16 protein-coding genes are annotated in these 19,837 nt (G+C 60.6%); 9 read left to right on the forward strand and 7 right to left on the reverse strand.

The genetic code is table 11. The features are described 5' to 3' along the window. Positions 1–199: FAD-dependent oxidoreductase (locus tag Q0J74_RS05000; protein WP_297211552.1), on the forward strand; the 199-nt coding region annotated here is incomplete at its 5' end. Between the two features lie 246 nt (positions 200–445). Here Q0J74_RS05000 and Q0J74_RS05005 read toward each other — a convergent pair. From Q0J74_RS05005 to Q0J74_RS05015, 3 genes are read right to left on the reverse strand one after another with little or no spacing between them, the layout of a single operon-like run. Next, the gene (locus Q0J74_RS05005) at positions 446–2,302 is read right to left on the reverse strand and encodes an alpha-amylase family glycosyl hydrolase (protein WP_297211555.1); all 1,857 of its coding nucleotides are present in this window, start codon (positions 2,300–2,302) and stop codon (positions 446–448) included. Continuing rightward, the gene (locus tag Q0J74_RS05010) at positions 2,299–3,270 is read right to left on the reverse strand and encodes a carbohydrate kinase family protein (RefSeq protein WP_297211558.1); all 972 of its coding nucleotides are present in this window, start codon (positions 3,268–3,270) and stop codon (positions 2,299–2,301) included. The genes Q0J74_RS05005 and Q0J74_RS05010 overlap by 4 nt, the downstream gene beginning before the upstream one ends. 35 nt (positions 3,271–3,305) lie before the next feature. Continuing rightward, complete coding sequence (locus tag Q0J74_RS05015) at positions 3,306–4,010, reverse strand: DUF624 domain-containing protein (protein WP_297211560.1); 705 nt, start codon at positions 4,008–4,010, stop codon at positions 3,306–3,308. 291 nt (positions 4,011–4,301) lie between these two features. Between Q0J74_RS05015 and ugpC the strand changes: the two genes are divergently transcribed. From ugpC to Q0J74_RS05045, 6 genes are all read left to right on the forward strand, one after another. Further along, a complete protein-coding gene (ugpC, locus tag Q0J74_RS05020) occupies positions 4,302–5,402 on the forward strand; it encodes an ABC transporter ATP-binding protein (protein ID WP_297211563.1) in 1,101 nt (366 codons plus the stop codon). A gap of 78 nt (positions 5,403–5,480) precedes the next feature. Further along, positions 5,481–6,368, forward strand: a complete 888-nt coding sequence (locus tag Q0J74_RS05025; protein ID WP_297211566.1) for a helix-turn-helix domain-containing protein — start codon at positions 5,481–5,483, stop codon at positions 6,366–6,368. A 349-nt stretch (positions 6,369–6,717) separates the two neighbouring features. Next, complete coding sequence (locus Q0J74_RS05030) at positions 6,718–8,004, forward strand: ABC transporter substrate-binding protein (protein ID WP_297211570.1); 1,287 nt, start codon at positions 6,718–6,720, stop codon at positions 8,002–8,004. 15 nt (positions 8,005–8,019) lie between these two features. Continuing rightward, on the forward strand, positions 8,020–8,916 hold the full coding sequence (locus Q0J74_RS05035; protein ID WP_297211573.1) for a carbohydrate ABC transporter permease: 897 nt from the start codon (positions 8,020–8,022) through the stop codon (positions 8,914–8,916). Between the two features lie 15 nt (positions 8,917–8,931). Then, the gene (locus Q0J74_RS05040; protein ID WP_363315553.1) at positions 8,932–9,771 is read left to right on the forward strand and encodes a carbohydrate ABC transporter permease; all 840 of its coding nucleotides are present in this window, start codon (positions 8,932–8,934) and stop codon (positions 9,769–9,771) included. A gap of 192 nt (positions 9,772–9,963) precedes the next feature. Next, entirely contained in the window at positions 9,964–12,150 is a 2,187-nt protein-coding gene (locus Q0J74_RS05045; RefSeq protein WP_297211576.1) for an alpha-galactosidase, read from the forward strand. A gap of 55 nt (positions 12,151–12,205) precedes the next feature. Here the strand turns inward: Q0J74_RS05045 and Q0J74_RS05050 are convergent, their stop codons facing one another. Continuing rightward, positions 12,206–13,060 (reverse strand): AraC family transcriptional regulator, encoded by an 855-nt coding sequence (locus Q0J74_RS05050; RefSeq protein ID WP_297211581.1) that lies wholly within the window; start codon positions 13,058–13,060, stop codon positions 12,206–12,208. A 136-nt stretch (positions 13,061–13,196) separates the two neighbouring features. Here Q0J74_RS05050 and Q0J74_RS05055 point away from each other — a divergent pair, with 136 nt between their 5' ends. Together Q0J74_RS05055 and Q0J74_RS05060 are read left to right on the forward strand one after the other, a co-directional pair. Then, on the forward strand, positions 13,197–15,116 hold the full coding sequence (locus Q0J74_RS05055; RefSeq protein WP_297211583.1) for a BMP family ABC transporter substrate-binding protein: 1,920 nt from the start codon (positions 13,197–13,199) through the stop codon (positions 15,114–15,116). A 1-nt stretch (position 15,117) separates the two neighbouring features. Further along, complete coding sequence (locus Q0J74_RS05060) at positions 15,118–15,708, forward strand: metallophosphoesterase family protein (RefSeq protein ID WP_297211585.1); 591 nt, start codon at positions 15,118–15,120, stop codon at positions 15,706–15,708. Positions 15,709–15,914: 206 nt separating this feature from the next. On the opposite strand, the gene Q0J74_RS05065 is transcribed toward Q0J74_RS05060, so the two are convergent. The 3 genes from Q0J74_RS05065 to Q0J74_RS05075 all read right to left on the reverse strand — a co-directional run. Then, positions 15,915–17,243 (reverse strand): M56 family metallopeptidase, encoded by a 1,329-nt coding sequence (locus Q0J74_RS05065; protein WP_297211588.1) that lies wholly within the window; start codon positions 17,241–17,243, stop codon positions 15,915–15,917. After that, positions 17,188–17,562, reverse strand: coding sequence for a BlaI/MecI/CopY family transcriptional regulator (locus Q0J74_RS05070; RefSeq protein WP_297211591.1), 375 nt, complete (start codon positions 17,560–17,562; stop codon positions 17,188–17,190). The genes Q0J74_RS05065 and Q0J74_RS05070 overlap by 56 nt, the downstream gene beginning before the upstream one ends. A gap of 235 nt (positions 17,563–17,797) precedes the next feature. Then, positions 17,798–19,837: vitamin B12-dependent ribonucleotide reductase (locus tag Q0J74_RS05075; RefSeq protein WP_297211594.1), on the reverse strand; the 2,040-nt coding region annotated here is incomplete at its 5' end.

A 19,837-nucleotide genomic window follows, 5' to 3' on the forward strand; every position in this document is an offset into this window, starting at 1 on the left:
TACCGGCAAACTTGTATCCGTGCATGAGGATTTCAAGCGGGACCAACTTCCGGACAACATGATCTGGGGTCAGGCGGCCGGTATTGCAGCGGCAGTTTGTGTGCGGAGAGGGCTTACCCCCAGAGAGCTTGAGAGTGATGTGTCTGAGGTACAGGAGATCCTCAGAAAGAATGGCGCTATCCTTGACGGAACCCGCTAAACCAGATTTTGATTTCCCTATAATGGTTTAAACAAAACACCCCCCAAGAGCAAAAATATCGGGCTCCCGCAGAAGTGGCGCAGCGTCAGCGGCGCCACTTCTGCTTTTTATCAAAAAGCACCCCACTTGTTATTCGGTGTATATACCGCCTAACAAATGGGGTGCAATTCATATAGAGGAAACTTTTTGCTTGCAGATAGGTGAAGAGGGACTCACAATCAGACGCAAAAACAAGCTGCGCTGTCCTTAGCCGGGGGCGTTGCCTGCCGGGTGCTGCTCCTTCAGCCACAGGAAGCCGTAGCCGGACAAAGTGAGGGAGCCGCCCGTCAGGGACTGGCCGCTTACCAGATCTGTCAGCGGCATCTCCGGGCAGGCCACACTCTGGGGCTGCTCAGAGAAGTTGAAAAAGGCGATCAGCCCCTCGGAGCCATACCGGCGGCGGAGGGCCAGCACGGAGCGATTCCCGGAGTCGGGCAGCGTTACCTCGCTGTCGGCCCGGAAGACCTGCTCCCTGCCCCGGATGCGCTCCAGATGCCGCAGGGCCTGGAAGATCCGGCCGGGGACGGTGGCCTCATCCCGGCACAGCTCCGCCTGTTCCCACTGGAACTTCCCCCGGTGGAGGTAGCGGCTGTCCGCGGCCTTCTCCGGATCATCGTGATAGCTGTAATCGTTCAGCTGCCCCAGCTCGTCCCCGCTGTACAGCACGGGAATTCCACTCTGGGAGAGCATCCAGGCGTGAAGCATCAGGTGGCAGCGGATGGCCTGCTCCAGTGCGGCGGAATCGCCGGTATACAGGGCGCTCTCCACGCCGCAGAGGGAGGCGGTGGTGCCGCAGAGACGGGCGTCGCCCAGGCGGGGGTCGTCGTTATACAGTTCCCCCCTGGCCCAGCTCCCCGGCCAGCGGCCGGTGAACCAGTCGTTCAGGTATTTTTTATGGGGAACCTCATTCTGATCCCGCTGGAACAGCCAGGGGTAGTCCAGCCCCCAGCCGATGTCATCGTGGCAGCGAAGGTAATTCTGAAACAGGCAGGACCGAGGGAGTGCGCACACCTGCTCCATCTGGTAGCGGAGCAGGCCCACGTCCCGGGTCGCTACCGTATTCCAGGTGGTACACATGGTGGTTACGTTATAGAGCATGTCGCACTCCGGCCGTTCCGGAGTGCCGAAATAGGGGGCCACCTTGGCCGGCTCCATCACCACCTCGCCCAGCAGCAGCACGCCCGGGCAGACCACCTGGCAGGCCAGGCGGATCAGACGCACCAGGGTATGGACCTGGGGCAGGTTGCGGCAGTCGGTTCCCAGCTGCTTCCAGATATAAGGTACCGCGTCCAGCCGGATCACATCCATTCCCCGGTTGGCCAGGTAGAGCAGGTTCTCCGTCATATCATTGAGGACCATGGGGTTGGCATAGTTCAGATCCCACTGGAAGGGGTAAAAGGAGGTCATCACAAACTGGTTGCAGTCTGAGAGATAGGTAAAATTGCCCGGTGCGGTGGTGGGGAACACCTGAGGGACGGTCTGCTCAAACTGGGCCGGAATGTCCCAGCTGTCATAGAAAAAATAGCGGCTCCGGGCCACCGGGTCTCCTGCGCGGGCGGCCTTGGCCCAGGGATGCTCCTCACTGGTGTGGTTGAGGACAAAATCCAGGCACAGGGCGATGCCCTTCTTCCGGCAGGCGTCGGCCAGAGCCTCCAAATCCTCCATCGTACCCAGATCGGGGCGGACCCGGCGGAAGTCGGAGACGGCATAGCCGCCGTCACTTTTCCCCTCCGGGGAATCCAGCAGGGGCATCAGGTGGAGGTAGTTGACGCCGCACGCTTTCAGATAGGGCAGCTTTTCCTGCACCCCCCGCAGGGTTCCGGCAAAGCAGGAGGGGTAGAGCATCATGCCCAGCATCTTGCTGGACCGGCACCAGTCCGGATTGCCCAGCCGCTTGCTGTCCTGCCGCCGCAGGGCGGGTTTGCGCTGGTCCAGCGCCCGCTCCAGCATGCCGAGAAAATAGGAAAACGCCTCCTCATTTTCACCATACAGGGAGACGTAAAGCGTCCGCAACTCCTCCCGGCAGGGCGAAAGCCGCTCCTCAAACAAAGTGCTCTTTTTCACTGCGGAGCTTCCCCCTTCCAGGACATCACTTCAGCCAGGGTGGGCATGGCAGGGATGGCGCCCGGCCTGGTGCAGGTCAGGGCCGCGGCCCGATTGGCAAAAGCCAGCCCGGCCTCCAGACTTTCAGGCGTAAGGCCGTCCAGCCCGCCGGCCAGCGCCAGCCGGGACAGCAGCGCGCCCAGGAAGGTGTCCCCCGCGCCGTTGGTGTCCGCCACCTGGACGGGCCGGGAGGCCACCTGACCGGTGCGGGTTCCCAGACGGTAGAAACTGCCGCCCGCGCCCATGGTGATGACAATCAGGGGGATGCGGTAGCTCTCCCACAGGACCTGACTGCCCGCGTCCAGGTCCCGGATTCCGGTGAGCAGCTCCAATTCCTCTTCCGCCAGCTTGAGCACGTGGCAGAGGGAGAGCGGCTCCTTCATCCGGGCCACAGCGGTCTCCTGGTCGGGCCAGAGGCTGGCCCTGTAGTTGGGATCATAGCTGAGAAGAATTCCCATCTCTCTGGCCTGACTGGCCACCCCCAGGGTGGCGCTCCGGGCGGGTTCTGCCGTCAGGCTCACTGAGCCGAAGTGGAGGAAGACGGGCCGCGTCCCATAGGCCTGCAAAGCCTGTACGGCCTCCTCCAGGGTGATCTGCGTATCGGCCCCGGGATTGCGGTAGAAGGCGAAGCTCCGTTCCCCGGCGGCGTCCACGCTCACCACCGCCAGGGTGGTGAGCTCCCGCCCGGTCCGGTACAGCCCGGACACATCCACCTGATTATCCGTAAGGGTCTGGCAGATGGATGTGCCGAAGGCGTCCAGTCCTACCTTGCCGATAAAGCCGGTCCCGGCGCCGAGCCGGGCGGCGGCCACCGCCACGTTGGCGGGGGCACCCCCGGGAAACGCGGCGTAGCGGCGGATGTGGGCGGCGTCCTCTGCGGTTTGGGTCAGGTCAATGAGAGCCTCACCCATAGTTACAATTTCCGGCATGTGTGTTCCACCTTCTCTTTCGGTTGAATTGTAGGTCAGGACGGGAGGTGGGAGTCCTCCTCCTCTTTCGAAACGGGACAATAGTCCCGCAGCAGGGTGCGCAGAAAGAAATTGGAGAGCAGGGCGGGCAGGGAAAAGCCCAGCAAAAGCAGGTAGACCAAGCTGATGGGGAGCTGCAAAATTCCCCACAGCGTCAATCCATATCCGAGCGCCGCGGCCAGAATGGGCCGCAGCGGCCGGCCCACGCCCAAGGTCAGAGCCAGGCGGAGGGCGGGCTTGACCCGCATTCCCGTGCTCAGAACGCCGTACAGGCAGACGGAGGAGAGCAGACTCACCAGAAAAATGGTGGAACAGACCAAAAAGGGCGCAAACAGCACCGGATTTTCGCCGGCCCGGGTCAGGTAGAACCAGGCGCCGAAGCCGGAGGCCGCCAGCGGCAGCGCCGTGAGGAAAAAGGCGGCGTAGGCCTGCTTCCAGAAGGTGCGGAAAGCCGTGCGGTAGTCGTAAAAGCACAGCACCGGTTGGTCCAGCATCATTTTCCGAATAACCTGATTCATGGCGAAAATAGCCGGCGGAATGGTGATCACCGGAATGCAGGAGACCAAAAACAGCAGATTAAGGAGGAAAATGGAGCCCGCCTCCAACTGAATTATCTGAAGCAGCCGGGCCGGACCGGTTTTTTCCGGCTCATCCGGCCGAATCCCCGGGCCGGGCGTCTGATAGTCCTTGCGGAAAAACAAACGGATTCCTCCTCTCTGTCCACATCCTTATCAGCGTGAACATACCATACTGGGCGGGGCAATTCAATAGCAATAAACTGACAGCCCAGGTAATTTGATGACATCGGAGGCTGTAGGGCGCGGTTCATCATCTTTTTACCGCAACTATCAACATTTTATTGTTGCACGGAAAAGATACCCATGCTATCCTAAAGCCCGAAGAGGGCCGCACAGAGGCTCACGGTTGTTTGGCTGGATTTATTCGTTAATAAATTACCCGTCTGATCATATGAAAAATGGAGGTCAAGGATCATGGCAAGCATTACGTTCAAGCATGTCAATAAAACCTACCCCGGCAATGTAACGGTTGTTCCCGACCTGAACCTGGAGATTCAGGACAAGGAATTTGTCATTCTGGTTGGTCCCTCCGGCTGTGGCAAGTCCACCACCCTGCGGATGATCGCCGGTCTGGAGGACATCAGCAGCGGCGAGTTGTACATTGGCGACCGGCTGGTAAACGATGTGGCGCCCAAGGACCGGGACATCGCCATGGTGTTTCAGAACTACGCCCTCTATCCCCATATGACGGTGTACAAGAACATCGCCTTTGGCCTGATTCAGAAGAAGGTACCCAAGGATGAGATCGACCACCGGGTACACGAGGCGGCCAGGGCGCTGGATCTGGAGCATCTGCTCAACCGCAAGCCCAAAGCCCTTTCCGGCGGCCAGCGGCAGCGTGTATCCCTGGGCCGCGCCATGGTGCGCAATCCCGCCGTTTTCCTGTTGGACGAGCCCCTGTCCAACCTGGATGCCAAGCTGCGCACCGCCATGCGCTCTGAGATCAGCCGGCTGCACAAGCGGCTCCAGACCACCTTCGTATATGTCACCCATGACCAGACCGAGGCCATGACCATGGGTGACCGCATCGTGGTGATGAAGGAGGGCGTCATTCAGCAAAACGACGCGCCCCAGGTTCTGTATGACTACCCCTGCAACCTGTTTGTGGCCGGCTTTATCGGCTCCCCCCAGATGAACTTCCTGGACGCGGTGATTGCCAAGCAGGGCAACGGGTATGTGGCGCAGGTCTGCGGCTCCGCAGTGGCCCTGCCCGCCCGGATGAACGAGGCGGTGGCCCCCTATGTGGGCAAGACCGTGGTGCTGGGCATCCGTCCGGAGGACGTGATCGCCGCCGACGCCGGTCAGGACGCGGGGACCGGAATGACTTCCACGGTGGAGATTGCCGAGCTGATGGGCGCGGAGATCAGCCTGCACGTGGACTGCCAGGGCAACCGGATGGTCATTCGCACCGAGCCCACCTTCAAGGGGCGGGAGGGCGATACCGCCATTCTGACCTTCAAGAATGAGAAGATCCACCTCTTCGACAAGGAGACCGAGCGGGCCATTGCTCACTGAGCGCAGGGATTAAGCAACAGGTCATAGGGACAGGAGGCGGGCAGATCCCCCTCCTGTCCTTTTTTGGAGGAACACGACATGATTTCCGATGCGGCAAATCCGCGGGAGGTCCGTCCCGCGCCGCCCGACCCGGCTGTGGAGGGCCTGCTGACCCTCGCCTCCGCCCGGGTCCTCCCTCTGTCCTCCGGCGGCAGCCACAGCGGCTATGCCGGGGATTTGGGCTGCTGCCTTATCGCGGCGGCGCAGGGCGCCCTGACCGCCGTCTCCTATGCGCGGAGCGATGTACTCTCCCCCGGCCAGGCCCTGGTGCTGTGGCAGTGCGGGGCCTTTACCATCCAGTCGGTGGGGGACAGTGTGTGCCTTCTGATTCAGCTGCGTGGTGAGCTGCCCGGACGGCTGCTGTCCGGGCGCCTCACCGACGGGGCCGCCTTTTTCCCAAAGGGCGGCGCGGCGGTGCGGGAGGCGGTACATACGCTGTCTGTCCTGGAGGATGAGCATGCTCCCGTGAACGGGACCTCCGCCTCCGCTCATGCCTATACCATGCTCACCCATCTGATCAGCGGCCCCGTTTCCGGTCTGGAGGAGCGGACGGAGCGGGGGCTGCCCCCCCTTGTGGAGGCCGCGGTGGGGATCATTCAGGCCGAGTTTCCCTTCCTGGAGGGACTGGACGAGCTGGCGGAACGGCTGGAGGTGTCCAAGCCCCATTTTATCCGCACCTTTACCAAAATGACCGGCGTCTCCCCCGGACGGTATATCACCCACCTGCGGGTGGAGTATGCCAAGCTCCTGCTCAGCGGCGGAGAGAACTCCATCACCTATGTGGCGGAGGCATCCGGCTTTGCAAACGCCAATTATTTTGCCAAGGTGTTCCGCCGGGAGACCGGCATTTCCCCCAGCGAGTATGTGCAGACCCTCTCCCGGCAGGAACAAAAACCGGCGCCCAGGCACGATCCCTTCTTGTGGTGAGGCGGGGGGTACAGCACATTTTGATATATTGAATTGGTGGGTTTTCTTTGGGATTTTCCCTGCTTCCCAGGCGTGGACGGCTGTTCTCCCGGGAGGTTTTGAAATGTAATTTGTCTTTTTGCATAAAAAATAAGGGGAATTAATTGGTGTTTTGCCGAAAATGTTTCAAATATACCTAAATGTCACTTAATATGCACCTAAAGCGCGTTGTATGGCATCCGGGTATATTTTGACGGAACACTTTCATTTACAGTTTCGACACATTCATTATATTATGGTAATAAATTTACGGCGCCTGATTTTGGCGCCGCGGCAAACGCGGAACAAGCAAAAGAGGAGGAGAGCTGTCATGAAACGAGTACCACGCATGTTGGCCCTGCTGCTGGCGGCGGCGCTGATGCTGCCGCTCTCCGGGTGCGGCTCGTCAGACGGAAAGACCCATTTGACCTTCCAGATTTGGGACGTGGGTCAGCGGGACGGTATGCAGGCCATGTGTGATGCTTACACCGCCAATGTCAACCCCGACGTAGTCATCGAGGTGCAGGTCACCAGCTGGAGCGAGTACTGGACCAAGCTGGAAGCCGCCGCCGAGAGCAACACCCTGCCGGATCTGTTCTGGATGCACACCGACCAGATCCTCTACTACTCCGAATTCGGGATGCTGGCTGATGTCACCGACCTGTTCCCCTATGAGGAGCACTACAGTGAGATTTCCATCAACAACGCCCAGGGCTCCGACGGACGGATGTACGGCGTACCCAAGGACAAGGACAACATCTGCCTGATCTACAACCGGGAGATGTTTGACGCCGCCGGGGTGGCCTATCCCGACGACACTTGGACCTGGGACGACCTGGAGGCTGCTTCCCAGGCCATCTACGACGCCACCGGCAATTACGGCTACATGGCCTACAATGACGAGCAGCTGGGCTATCACAACTTCGTCTATCAAAACGGCGGCTGCATCCTCACCGAGGACAAGACCAAAGGCGGCTTTGACCAGGAAGCCACCCGGGAAGCTGTAAAGTATTACGTGAACCTGCAAAGCTACGACTGGTGTCCCGACCAGGCGTACTTTGCCGAAACCACGCCCGGCACGGCTTTCTTCTCCGGGAAGGGCGCCATGTTCCTGGAGGGCAGCTGGAATCTGCTGGCGCAGATGAGCAACTACCCCGACATGGTAGGCAAATGGGACGTGGCGGTGCTGCCCGCCGCCCCCGATCCGGTGAGCGGCGACGGCCGCGCCACCATCTCCAACGGCCTGACCTATGCCACCGGCGCCCGGGGCAAGCACCTGGAGCTGGCCCTTGACGTGCTGAAATATTTCGCCGGGGAGGAAGCCCAGCGCATTCAGGGCGAGTCTGGCGCCGCCATTCCCGCCTATGAGGGGCTGGAGGAGACCTGGATCAGCGCCTTTGACAAGTTTGATTATCAGCTGGACCTGGAGAACGCCATCATGAGCCAGTTTGACTACTGTGTGCAGTACGTCAACAACTCCGCCCGTCCCAAGTGGAAGAGCGGCGTGGTGGATATCATGACCAGCATTTACAACGGCTCGGTGGACATTGAGACCGGCCTGGACAACATCCAGAACCTTATCAACACCGAGACCGCCAAAAAGCTGGCCGATTCCTGAGAGGAGGGGTGAGACATGGGAAAAAAGGCAATACGTCTCTCCGCCGCCGCCCGGCGGGAGGAGAACTGGGGCTACCTGATGATTGCCCCTACCATTGTGGGTCTGATCGTGCTCAACCTGTGGCCGTTTATTCAGACCATCTACACCAGCTTCTGTGAGCACCTGGGCTTTGGCAATTACAAGTTCATCGGAATCGGCAACTATGTGGAGATGTTCCAGAACCCGGAGGTCTGGCGGGCCACCTGGAACACCATCTTGTTCTGCATTCTCACCGTGCCTGTGGGGTTGTTCCTGTCCCTGCTGGTGGCCATGCTCCTCAATGCCAAGATTCGGGGCAAGGGGCTGTTCCGTACCATCTTCTTCCTGCCCATGGTGTGCGCTCCAGCCGCTGTGACCATGGTGTGGCGCTGGATTTTCAACAGCGATTACGGTATTCTCAATCAGATTTTCGGCACCCACATCAACTGGATCACCGACTCCAAGTTCGTGATGATCGCCTGCGCCATCGTGGCCATTTGGAGTAACATCGGCTATGACGCGGTGCTGTTGCTGGCCGGCCTGCAGAACATCTCCAAGAGCTACTATGAGGCCGCCGAAATTGACGGTACCAGCAAGGTCAACCAATTCCTTCAGATCACCCTGCCCATGGTCTCTCCCACCCTGTTTGTGGTAATGATCATGCGCCTGATGTCCTCCGTCAAGGTTTACGATCTCATCTACATGATGGTGGAGGATACCAACCCGGCCCTAACCTCGGTACAGAGTCTGATGTACCTCTTCTACCGGGAGACCTTCGTGGCCGGCAGCCGCGGCTCGGGCGCCGCCATCGTGGTGTGGACTGTGGCCCTCATCGGTATCATTACGGTTATCCAGTTCATTGGCCAGAAAAAGTGGGTCAATTACGATGTGTAAGGGGGGGAATTTGACATGAAACCGAGTTCCATGCAGCGCACCAAGCAGCTGACCACGTTCCTCACCTATCTGGTTCTGATTCTGGGCGCCATTATCATGATCTTCCCCTTTGTGTGGATGATTCTCACCAGCTTCAAGACCCAGACTGAGAGCATGCAGATCCCACCGGTGATTTTCCCGGCCCAGTGGAATCTGGACAACTTTGTGGACGCCATCGCCTCTCTGCCCTTTGTGAACATGTATGTGAATACCACGCTGATGATCCTGTTCCGGGTTATCTGCGCCGTGGTGTTCAGTTCCATGGCTGGCTACGCCTTTGCCAAGCTGAATTTCCGGGGCAAGAACATTCTGTTCGGGCTGATTCTGGTACAGATGTCCCTGCCTTCCCAGATTTTCATTCTGCCTCAGTACCAGATGGTGGCCAAGCTGGGTATGGCAAATACCATTTTCGCCCTGGTGTTTCCGGGCATTGTCTCCGCCTTCGGCACCTTCTTCCTGCGGCAGACCTACATGGGAATTCCCACCGAGATCGGAGAGGCCGCCTGTCTGGACGGGTGCAACCAGTTTGAGACCTTTGTGAAGGTCATGTTCCCCCTCACCGGCACCTCGGTGGCGGCCCTCACCATCTTCACCGCCGTGTTCGCTTACGGCGATCTGATGTGGCCCCTGGTGGTCAACTCCGACCTGAACATGATGACCCTGTCCTCCGGCCTTGCCACCCTGCGGGGCCAGTTCTCCACCAACTTCCCCGTGCTCATGGCGGGCAGTCTGTTGGCCATGCTGCCCATGGTGATTCTGTACATGATTTTCCAGCGTCAGTTCATCGAGGGCATCGCCAACACCGGCGGCAAATAATCCACCTGAATCCTTTTTATGGCGGCAGCCTCTGCGCTGGCTTACAACCGGCCTGCCGGGGCTGCCGCTTTTTTTGTAAAATTTCAGCGTTCGCTATTGAATCTCGGCACAAGATCGCTTAGAATAATTGGGCTGTATTTGATCCCGCTTCACGCGGAAATACCATGGATCTTTCTTTGCGAGGAGTCTTATATGATGATCCTAGAGAATGAAAAGCGGATTTTTACCCTGCAGACCCGGAATACCACCTATCAGATCAAGGCGGACGAAAACGGTGTTCTGCTTCACACCTATTATGGCCCCAGACTTCGGGGCGGCGATCTCTCCCGGCTGATCCGGTATGCCGACCGGGGCTTCTCCCCAAACCCCAACGAGGTCGGGAACAACCGCACCTACTCCCTAGATACGCTGCCCCAGGAGTATTCCGGTTCGGGAGCGGGGGATTTTCGCCTGCCTTCTCTGGAGCTGGAGCTGGCCGACGGCAGCCATGTGGCTGACCTGCGGTACGTATCCTACCGGCAGCAGCGTGGGAAATATGACCTGGAGGGGCTGCCCGCCTTTTTCGGCGGTGAGGCGGCGGCGGATACCCTGGTGATCACCCTGGAGGACGCGGCGGCCCAGGTGCGGGTGGAGCTGTTCTACGGCGTGTTTGAGGAGCTGGACCTGATTACCCGGGCGGCCAGGATCGTAAACCAGGGGGATCAGCCGGTGCGCCTGTACCGGGCGGCCTCTCTGTGTCTGGATTTCTCCGGCCTGCCGCTGGAGTTTATCACCTTTGACGGCGGCCATGTAAAGGAGCGGAAGCTGAACCGGGCGCCCCTGCGCCCCGGCATCCAGTCGGTGGGAAGCATCCGGGGAATCTCCAGCCACCAGCACAACCCCTTTGTGATGCTGTGCGAGCCTGGCGCCGATGAGGACCACGGCACCTGTTACGGTGCCGCGCTGCTGTACAGCGGCAACTTTGAGGCGGCGGCGGAGCGAAGCCAGTTTGAGGATGTCCGGCTGACCATGGGGATTCATCCCTTCCATTTTGCCTGGACGCTGGAACCCGGCCAGGCGTTTACCACGCCGGAGGCCGCCCTGATCTGCTCTCCCAGCGGTTTCGGGCAGATGAGCCGGCAGTTTCACCGGGCTATCCGCACCCACCTGCTTCGGGACGTGTGGCGGGACCGGCGCAAGCCGGTGCAGGTCAACAGCTGGGAGGCCTTTTATTTTGACTACGACCAGGAGCGCCTGCTCCGGTTTGCCAAGGAATCCGCCCAACTGGGGGTGGAGATGTTTGTGCTGGACGACGGCTGGTTTGGCCGCCGGAACAGCGACTCCAGCAGTCTGGGGGACTGGTGGGCCAATGAGGAGAAGCTTCCCGACGGTCTGAGCGGCCTGTCTCGGGAGATCAACGCTCTGGGCATGGAGTTCGGCCTGTGGATTGAGCCGGAGATGGTCAGCGAGGACAGCCAGCTGTACCAGACCCATCCCGACTGGGTTTTGAACCCGGCCGGCCGGCCCTATACCCGGGGCCGCAGCCAGTTGGTGCTGGACTATACCAGGGAAGAAGTACGGGAATATATTTTCCAAACCCTGCAAAAGCTATTGGAGACCGCCCGTATCTCCTACCTGAAATGGGACATGAACCGGGCGCTGACCCAGGTGTGGTCCGCCGCTCTCCCGGCTGGGCGGCAGGGGGAGGTCTATCACCGCTATGTGCTGGGGGTCTACGATCTGTTGGAGCGCATCCGGCAGGCAAATCCCCACACCCTGATTGAAGGCTGCTCCGGCGGCGGCGGCCGGTTTGACATGGGAATGCTGTACTATACGCCCCAGATCTGGTGCAGCGACAATACCGACGCCATTGACCGGCTGTCCATCCAATATGGTACCTCCTTTGCCTATCCCCCCGCCACCATGGGCGCCCACGTCTCCGCCGTCCCCAACGAGCAGACTGGCCGGAGCGTTCCGCTGGAGACCCGCGGCGCCGTGGCCCTCTCCGGCACCTTCGGCTATGAGATGGACCTGGGCGCCCTGTCTGACCAGGAAAAGGCGGTGGTGGTCCAGCAGATTCAGGACTACCGGGAGAGTTATACCCTGATCCAGACCGGGGATTACTACCGCCTGTCTGCGCCGTCTCCGGACGGAGCGCCCACCGCCTGGCTCCATGTATCCCAGGACCGGCGGACGGCGCTGCTCTGCCTGGTCTCCGGGCAGGTCCATGCCGGCCCGCCCTTCCGGCAGGTGAAGCTGAAGGGGTTGGACCCGGCGCTGTCCTACCGCCTGACTGGAGACGATATGCCGTGGCCCGGCGACGTGCTGATGCAGGCGGGCTATCCGCTCCCCATGCTGGGAGAGTATGAGTGCCTCCGCCTCTGGCTGAAGGCAGAATAATCAAAAAGGGCTGGCCGCTGCTGCGGCCAGCCCTCTGTCTGCCTTCGGCTGTGGCTCAGGAGTGCTTTCTATTCTGGGCGCGCCACTTTTGAGGCGGTGTGCCGTAGTGCTTTTTAAAGGCACGGGAAAAGTGGAACTGATTGGAATACCCGCACCGCACGGCAATTTCGCTGATAGGAGTATTGCCGCTGCACATCAGCTCGGCGGCCTTGGCAAGCCGCACGCCAATCATAAATTCCTGAGGTGGACAGCCCATGTTGTCCTTGAACAGCTTGCTGAAATAGCTGCGATTGAGCCGGCAGGCGTCGGCCACCTCCTCCACCGTCAGATTCCGCTGGTAATTTTGCTCGATATAATTGACCGCCTCCTGAATATAAAAGTCCTTGAGCTGGTTGGACTGGGCGCTGAGCCGGGTGGAGGAGGACTGGATCAGAGCGTCAATGAACAGATAAAGGTGGCCGATCAGGTGAAGTACGGATGCGTTGGGATGCTCCGCAATATAGAGCATCAGATCCCGGACCTGGGCGCTCTGCGTCTCGTCGTCCGCCTGATAGACGGGCTGGGCGGCGCTCAGCCCGGCATACCGCAGGGACTCCGAGGCGTGCAGGCCGTCAAACTCGATCCAGACATATTTCCAGGGGTCGGCCTCATCGGCAAAATAGGTGTTGATTAAGCCGGGGCAGATGAGGAACCCCTGACCGGCCTGTAGGGTATACCGGCGGGTGGTCACCCCGTCGGCTGCGGTAGCGTCTAGTAAACCGCGCCCGGAAATGATATAATGAAACAGATAGTGGTTCCGGATAAAGGGGCCGAAGGACTTCAGGGGAGCGCACTGCTCATAACCATATTGATAGATCCGCAGGTCCAAAAAGTTCTCATTGGGAAAGATAGAAAAGGAGAAGTCTTTCATCCGGATCCCCCCTGACAACATCAGATCTCTCTTTAGTATAGCATGAATGCCGCCGGAAACCAAGCGGAACTGTTTGCGCGTCCATTGCGGGAGGCGCAGGACCGCTTCCAGGTTGAGACAGGAAAGGAGATACGCTATGCCAAAGCTCTACTATAAAGAAGCCCAGCGGCGCGCCCAGAAGGAATTTCGCGCCTGTACCTCCCGAGGGGAGTACCCCTACCTCCCGGTGCTGGATGATTTTGTACCCACCGACCGGCTGAACCGGGGAACGGACCTGGGCCTGCTCCAGATCCCACTGGAGTTTGTGGTGGGAACCTGCACCGGCGTCCGCACCAACGCCTTCGCCCGGAACTTTATGCCGCTGCTGGATGAGGATTCGGAATTCGCCTGCAAGTGGCAGGCCCTGTGCCAGGCCCATGTGGAGGAGGGAATCCGGGACCCCATCAAGGTCTATGAGTATATGAACCGCTACTATGTCCAGGAGGGCAACAAGCGGGTAAGCGTGCTGAAATTTTTTGGGGGCGACATGGTGAGCGCCTCGGTCATTCAGATCCTGCCGGAGCAAAACGACACCCGGGAGACGGAGCTCTATTACGAGCTGCTGGAGTTTCGCCGCCTCAGCCGGGTCAGCTACCTGGAGTTCTCCAAGCCGGGCAGCTACCTCCGGCTCCAGCAGCTGCTGGGCAAGGAGCCGGAGGACCAGTGGACGGAGGATGAGCGGCGGGATTTTTCCGCGGCCTATTACTCCTTCCGGCAGGCCTATGAGGAGCACGGCGGAGAGCATCTTGCCGCCACGGTGGGAGACGCCATGCTGGCGGTGATCCAGATTTACGGTTACCCGGCCATTCACGGCAAGACCCCCTCCGAGATCCGCCATCTGGTGTCCAACGTCTGGGAGGAAATCGTGTTGCAGCAGGAGCCGGACCCCATCGACGTGAAACTGGAGCCGGAGGAGAAGAAGCCGGGCCTGCTGTCCAAGGTCTTCTCGGTGGGGGAGCGGGGCGCCATGCGGGTGGCTTTCATCCACGACAAGACGCCCACCGAGTCGGGCTGGACCAACAGCCATGAGCAGGGCCGCCTCCATGTGCAGCGGGTGTTTGGGGACGCGATCCAGACCACTCCCTACTTCAACGCGCTGGAGTCCGACCCCTATTCCGTCATTCAGCAGGCCATTGACGACGGCAACACCATTCTTTTCACCACCTCGCCCCGGCTGCTGCCCGCATCCCTCCGGGCGGCGGTGGAACAGCCCAAAGTCACCATCCTGAACTGTTCTCTGAACAAATCCCACCGGTATATCCGCACCTATTACGCCCGGATGTACGAGGCCAAATTCATCATCGGCGCCATTGCCGGCAGTCTGGCCGGTGTGGACAACGTGGGCTACCTGTGCGACTATCCCATCTACGGCCAGATTGCCGGCATCAACGCCTTTGCCCTGGGGGTGCAGATGGTCAACCCCCGTACCAAGGTCTATCTGGAGTGGTCCACAGTGGGTGGGGCGGAGGCCGCCATCCGCAGGCTCACCGACCGGGACATCCGGCTGATCTCCTCCCGGGACCTGACCCGGAAGGGGGATCGGAGCTGGACCAGCTTCGGCCTGTCCCTCATCTCCGGGGAAGACCGGGTGATTCTGGCGGCCCCAGTCTGGCAGTGGGGGGTCTATTATGAGGAGATGCTCCGCCGGATCCAGGACAAAACCTTCCAGGCGGAGTACGAAGAGAGCGGAAAGGCCCTGAACTACTACTGGGGTATGCCCTCCGGCGTGGTGGCCCTCCGCTGTACCGACAAGGTGCCGCCCAGTACTCAAAAGCTGGCGAAGCTGCTGCAAGACTGCATTCAGGCCGACCTCTACTACCCCTTCCGGGGTAAGCTGTATGCCCAGGGGGGAAAGGTGCTGGACGGAGATCTGACCCCGGAACAGATCATCGGCATGGATTGGCTGGCGGAGAATATTATGGGCTCCATTCCCGACTACGACCAACTTAATGAAACCGCCAAGGCCACGGTGGACCTGGTGGGGGTGGAGGCCGCTTCAAAAGATAAGCGGGGATGATATGAAAATCTTGGCTGTTGCTGATGTCACCGCAAAGTATTACTTTGACTTTTATACCCCTGGCAAACTGGACGACATTGATTTGATTCTCTCCTGCGGTGACCTCCATCGTGAGTACCTGGAATTCCTGGTTACCATGTCCAACCGGCCGGTGCTCTATGTCCACGGCAACCATGATGAGTGTTATGACCGGTTTCCGCCGGAGGGCTGTGTCTGTATTGACGATACGATCTATGTCCACCAGGGCATCCGTATCCTGGGCCTAGGGGGGTCCCACCGCTACCGGGACGGGAAGTATATGTATACCGAAGCCCAGATGCGCCGCCGCATTCGCCGGCTGTGGCTTCAGCTGCGCAAATACGGTGGGTTTGACATTCTGGTTACCCACGCCCCCGCCCGGCACATCAACGATTTTGAGAGCATTTCCCACCGGGGCTTTTCCTGCTTTGTGGACCTGCTGGAAAAGTACCAGCCCAAGTACTTTCTCCACGGCCACATTCATCAGAACTATGGGATTCATATCCCTCAGAAGACCGTATACGGAGGCACCACCATCATCAACAGCTACGACCACTGTGAATTTGTCTTTTAAGAAATCCTCAGTCTGGGGAAAACCTTTCACGGGAGGGAAATGCACGGAGTTGTGCCGCCCGCGGGCGGCAGAGTCAAATGAAACTCTGTTATTTCCGAGGATATGTGCCTGGGAAAGAACTCTTCGCGTGGCGGATGGGGTGACGATTTCACAAGAAATTGAGCCCCATCCGCCATGCGGCCTCTTGACGAGAAGAGCTTAAGGCCTCATTCGACGGCCGCGGGGGCGGGAACCCCTGATATGGACTTGGATACCGGCACTTGTGTCCCCTCTGCCCGGTAGGGGGAGCCGGTGCTGTCCAACGGAACATCCCTGACTTCGAAGGAAGCAAAGGGAATATAGGGGAGGGCGGTCCCAGAGACCATCCAACCCTCTCCGATCTCTATGGCCTCCTGGCCGTTCTCCGGTACGGATACCTGCTCCACCGTCTCCAAGTAGCCCTCCGCCGCTGAATCAAAGCGGTATTTGTGCCATGCGGTCCGATCCGCGCCGCTGGAGCCGCAGTGGCACAGGGATCCGTCCGTCCCCAGCACATACAGGCTCCGCTCCCAGCCCTCCGCCGCCAGGACGGGCTGGCCATCTGCCAGGGTGTAAATCGCAAACACATAGCCCTCGTCCAGATTCCAGAACTCATTTCCCACCCAGCCCAGCAGCAGCTCCTCCGAGCCGTCGCCGTCCAAATCCGTTCGTGCATATCCAGTCCGGTCCAGCAGGCTGTCCGTGTCTGTCCAGGCCCAGTAGGGATTGGTCAGGGCGGCGGGCAAATCGGGGTAGCTCTCCGGCTGACGCAGGGTGAGGGCCTCCTCATACCGGGACAGGAGGGCCGCGTAGGGGTCGCTGACGGCAGTCTCCGGCTCTCGGGTGGAGGACGGGGAGGGAGAGGCCGCCTCTCCCGTCAGATCCAGCACGCCGCAGGCGCAGCAGACCAGCGCCATCCCCAGTGCCAGGGACAGGAGAAGGGTCCTCCGGCTGGGTTTCCGGTAGCCCAAAATCCCCTGGAGCCGGGCCTTTAACTGCCGCTTCTCCTCGCACAGGGTGGTGGCCGTTACGCCGGGGGGCAGCCTGTGCCGGGCGGCCAGCGCCAGCAGCAGCTCCCCGTATTTCACCCGCTCCTCCGGCGGCAGGGCGGCCAGCACCGCCTCGTCACAGGCCAGCTCACAGTCCAGGGCGATCCGCCGCCCCATCCAGTGGACCAGAGGATTGAACCAGTGGAGGGCGGCCGCCAGCACCACCAGCCACTTGTACCAGATATCCCTCCGCCCATAGTGGGTGAGTTCATGGCGGAGGGCGGCGGCGGACACCTGCTGCCCCGGGGGCAGCACGACCGCCGGACGCAGCCCCCCAGCAGCACCAGCAGCCAGGCATAATACCAAAAGGCCTGGGGCAGCCGCCTTCCGGTCAGCCGCCGCGCCGCCAGCAGCAGCACCCCCAGCAGGGTGCCGGATAGAGAAAGGGAGAGCAGCGTCAGCAGAAACTCCTTCATTTCGGCGCCTCCCCGTGGAGCAGGGCGGATAGCTCGGCCAGGTCCGCCTCACTCAGCTGGCCGTCCGACACCAGGGCGGCCACCAACTGCTTGGCGCTCCCGTCGAATACCCGTCCGATAAGGCGCCGGGCGGACCACCGGCTGTAGTCCCGACGGGTGATTACCGCCCGGTATACCCCACGGCGCTCCAACGCTACCGCCCCCTTTTCACACAGACGGCGCAGCAGGGTCTTGACTGTGGAATCCTCCCAGCCGCACTTGGCGGACAGCGCCTGCCGGATCTCAATGAGGGGAAGCGGCTGTGAGGAACTCCACAGCACCTGCATCACTTCCAGCTCTGCGTCCTGAATCTTTTCCGCACCTGTACACATGGCTGCCTCCTAAAAGTTTACTGGTGTAGTCCAAATAAAGACTACACCAGTAAACTTTTCTTGTCAAGAAGCAGTTGTCCTTGCTGACGGTTTCGGGGCAATGTATCCTGTAAAAAAACGGCGGGCAGGTTTGGGTGAACCTGCGGTCAGCAGCAGCCTGAGCGGCCCATCCCATAAGGCCGGGCGGGCGCATCTGTTCGACGCACCCGCCCGGCCTTCAGAATTGAGAACGTGCTCAGCCGCACTTGGAGTAGCCGCAGTCCCGACAGGTGACGCAGCCTCCCTCGTGCTCCAGCCTGGCGCCGCACTCGGGGCAGAACTTGGCCAGTTTGGCCTCGGCAGGGGTCATCCCCGGCCGGGGGATGGATGCCGCCTTGGCGGCGGCGCTGATGGGGGCGGGTACCGGCTCGTGGGGCTGATTGGACACCTTAAGCACCTTTTCCAGGGCCTTGGCAATGGCATCGGGGCAGGAGGTTACCGGCACCCCGGGCTGCCGCAGGCAGGAGGGGCAGCGGATGCCCTTGAGCTGCTGGATAATCTCCTTGGGGTCCATGCCGGAGCGGATGCCCACGCTCACCAGCCGGGCGGTGGCCTCGGACTGGCTGGGACAGCCGCCAGCCCGGCCGGTGTTGGTAAACACCTCGCAGATACCGTTCTCGTCATAGTTGACCGTGATATACAGATTGCCGCAGCCGATGCGCACCTTCTCGGTAAAGCCGGTGGTCACCGCCGGCCGGGGCCGGGGCAGAATGTGGCCGTACTCCTCCCGGGCCGTCTGGCATTCCTGACATGCCGGGCCGGCGGGTGCCTGCTTGCCGTCGTTGACCTTGCCGATGTTGAGCACCTGTTCGCTGCGGCTGCCGTCCCGGTAGATGGTGGTCCCTTTGCACCCCAGGGTGAAGGCCAGGCGGTAGACCTCGGCCACCTCCTCCTTGGTGGCGGAGTTGGGGAAGTTTACCGTCTTGCTCACCGCGTTGTCGGTATACTCCTGGAAGGCGGCCTGCATCCGCACGTGCCAGATGGGAGAGACGTCGTGGGCGCAGACGAACACCCGGCGGATCTCTTCGGGAATGCCGTCCACGTGGGCCAGGGAGCCCTGTTCCACAATCTTCTGCATCAGCGCCTCGGAGTAGATCCCCGCCTCCAGCAGCTTATCCTTCAGGATCTGGTTGGTCTCGATAAGATGGGTGTTGTCCATCACATTGCGGATATAGGCGTAAGCGAACACCGGCTCCACCCCGGAGGATACCCCCGCAATGATGGACAGGGTACCGGTGGGAGCGATGGTGGTGACGGTGGCGTTGCGAAGGGGGGCGCCGTCCCGATAAATGCTCTCTCCGAAGAGAGGAAATGCCCCCCGCTCCTCCGCCAGCCGCTGGCTCTCCTGGTGGCCGATGGTATTGACGGTGTCCATGATCTCCCGGGCCAGGGCTACCCCCTCCTCACTGTTGTAGGGGACCCCCATGTAGAGCAGCATGTCCGCAAAGCCCATAACGCCCAGACCGATTTTCCGGGTGGAGCGGGTCATCTGGTCAATCTCCGGCAGGGGATACTGGTTGACCTCAATGACATTGTCCAGGAAATGGACCGCGTTGCGAATGGTGCGCTCCAGCTTGGCCCGGTCCAGCACCCAGCCTGCCACCGTCTTGGTGATGTGGTTGACCAGGTTGATGGAGCCCAGGTTGCAGCTCTCATAGGGCAGCAGAGGCTGCTCCCCGCAGGGGTTGGTGGACTCAATCTCCCCCTGGGCGGGTACCGCGTTGTCCCGGTTGAGCCGGTCCAGGAAGATAATGCCCGGCTCCCCGGTCTGCCAGGCGGAGGTCACAATGGTGTCAAACACCTCCTTGGCGTTGAGCTGGCCGGTGATCCGCCCGGTGGCGGGGTCCACCAGGTCGTACATGGCGTTCTGCCCCGCCGCCTCCATAAAAGCCTCGGTAATGCCCACCGAAATATTGAAGTTGGTAATCTCGCTGGTGTCGTTCTTGCAGGTGATAAACTCCATAATGTCGGGGTGATCCACCCGGAGAATGCCCATATTGGCCCCCCGACGGGTGCCGCCCTGCTTCACCGCCTCGGTGGCGGAGTTGAACACTTTCATAAAGGAGATGGGACCGCTGGCCACCCCGCCGGTGGAGTTTACCGTGGAACCCTTGGGCCGCAGCCGGGAGAAGGAGAAGCCGGTGCCGCCGCCGCTTTTGTGGATGAGGGCGGCGTTCTTGATGGCGTCAAAAATATCCTCCATGGAGTCGGCCACCGGCAGCACAAAGCAGGCGGA

This window comes from uncultured Flavonifractor sp. (assembly GCF_944387675.1).
Classification (GTDB): domain Bacteria; phylum Bacillota; class Clostridia; order Oscillospirales; family Oscillospiraceae; genus Flavonifractor.

Bases quoted from the DNA above. Each gene is read 5' to 3' on its own strand.
- Q0J74_RS05060 (WP_297211585.1), top strand. From the start codon at position 15,118: ATGAAAATCTTGGCTGTTGCTGATGTCACCGCAAAGTATTACTTTGAC.
- ugpC (WP_297211563.1), top strand. From the start codon at position 4,302: ATGGCAAGCATTACGTTCAAGCATGTCAATAAAACCTACCCCGGCAAT.
- Q0J74_RS05040 (WP_363315553.1), top strand. From the start codon at position 8,932: ATGAAACCGAGTTCCATGCAGCGCACCAAGCAGCTGACCACGTTCCTC.
- Q0J74_RS05055 (WP_297211583.1), top strand. From the start codon at position 13,197: ATGCCAAAGCTCTACTATAAAGAAGCCCAGCGGCGCGCCCAGAAGGAA.
- Q0J74_RS05035 (WP_297211573.1), top strand. From the start codon at position 8,020: ATGGGAAAAAAGGCAATACGTCTCTCCGCCGCCGCCCGGCGGGAGGAG.
- Q0J74_RS05025 (WP_297211566.1), top strand. From the start codon at position 5,481: ATGATTTCCGATGCGGCAAATCCGCGGGAGGTCCGTCCCGCGCCGCCC.
- Q0J74_RS05030 (WP_297211570.1), top strand. From the start codon at position 6,718: ATGAAACGAGTACCACGCATGTTGGCCCTGCTGCTGGCGGCGGCGCTG.
- Q0J74_RS05045 (WP_297211576.1), top strand. From the start codon at position 9,964: ATGATGATCCTAGAGAATGAAAAGCGGATTTTTACCCTGCAGACCCGG.
- Q0J74_RS05010 (WP_297211558.1), bottom strand. From the start codon at position 3,270: ATGCCGGAAATTGTAACTATGGGTGAGGCTCTCATTGACCTGACCCAA.
- Q0J74_RS05050 (WP_297211581.1), bottom strand. From the start codon at position 13,060: ATGAAAGACTTCTCCTTTTCTATCTTTCCCAATGAGAACTTTTTGGAC.
- Q0J74_RS05070 (WP_297211591.1), bottom strand. From the start codon at position 17,562: ATGTGTACAGGTGCGGAAAAGATTCAGGACGCAGAGCTGGAAGTGATG.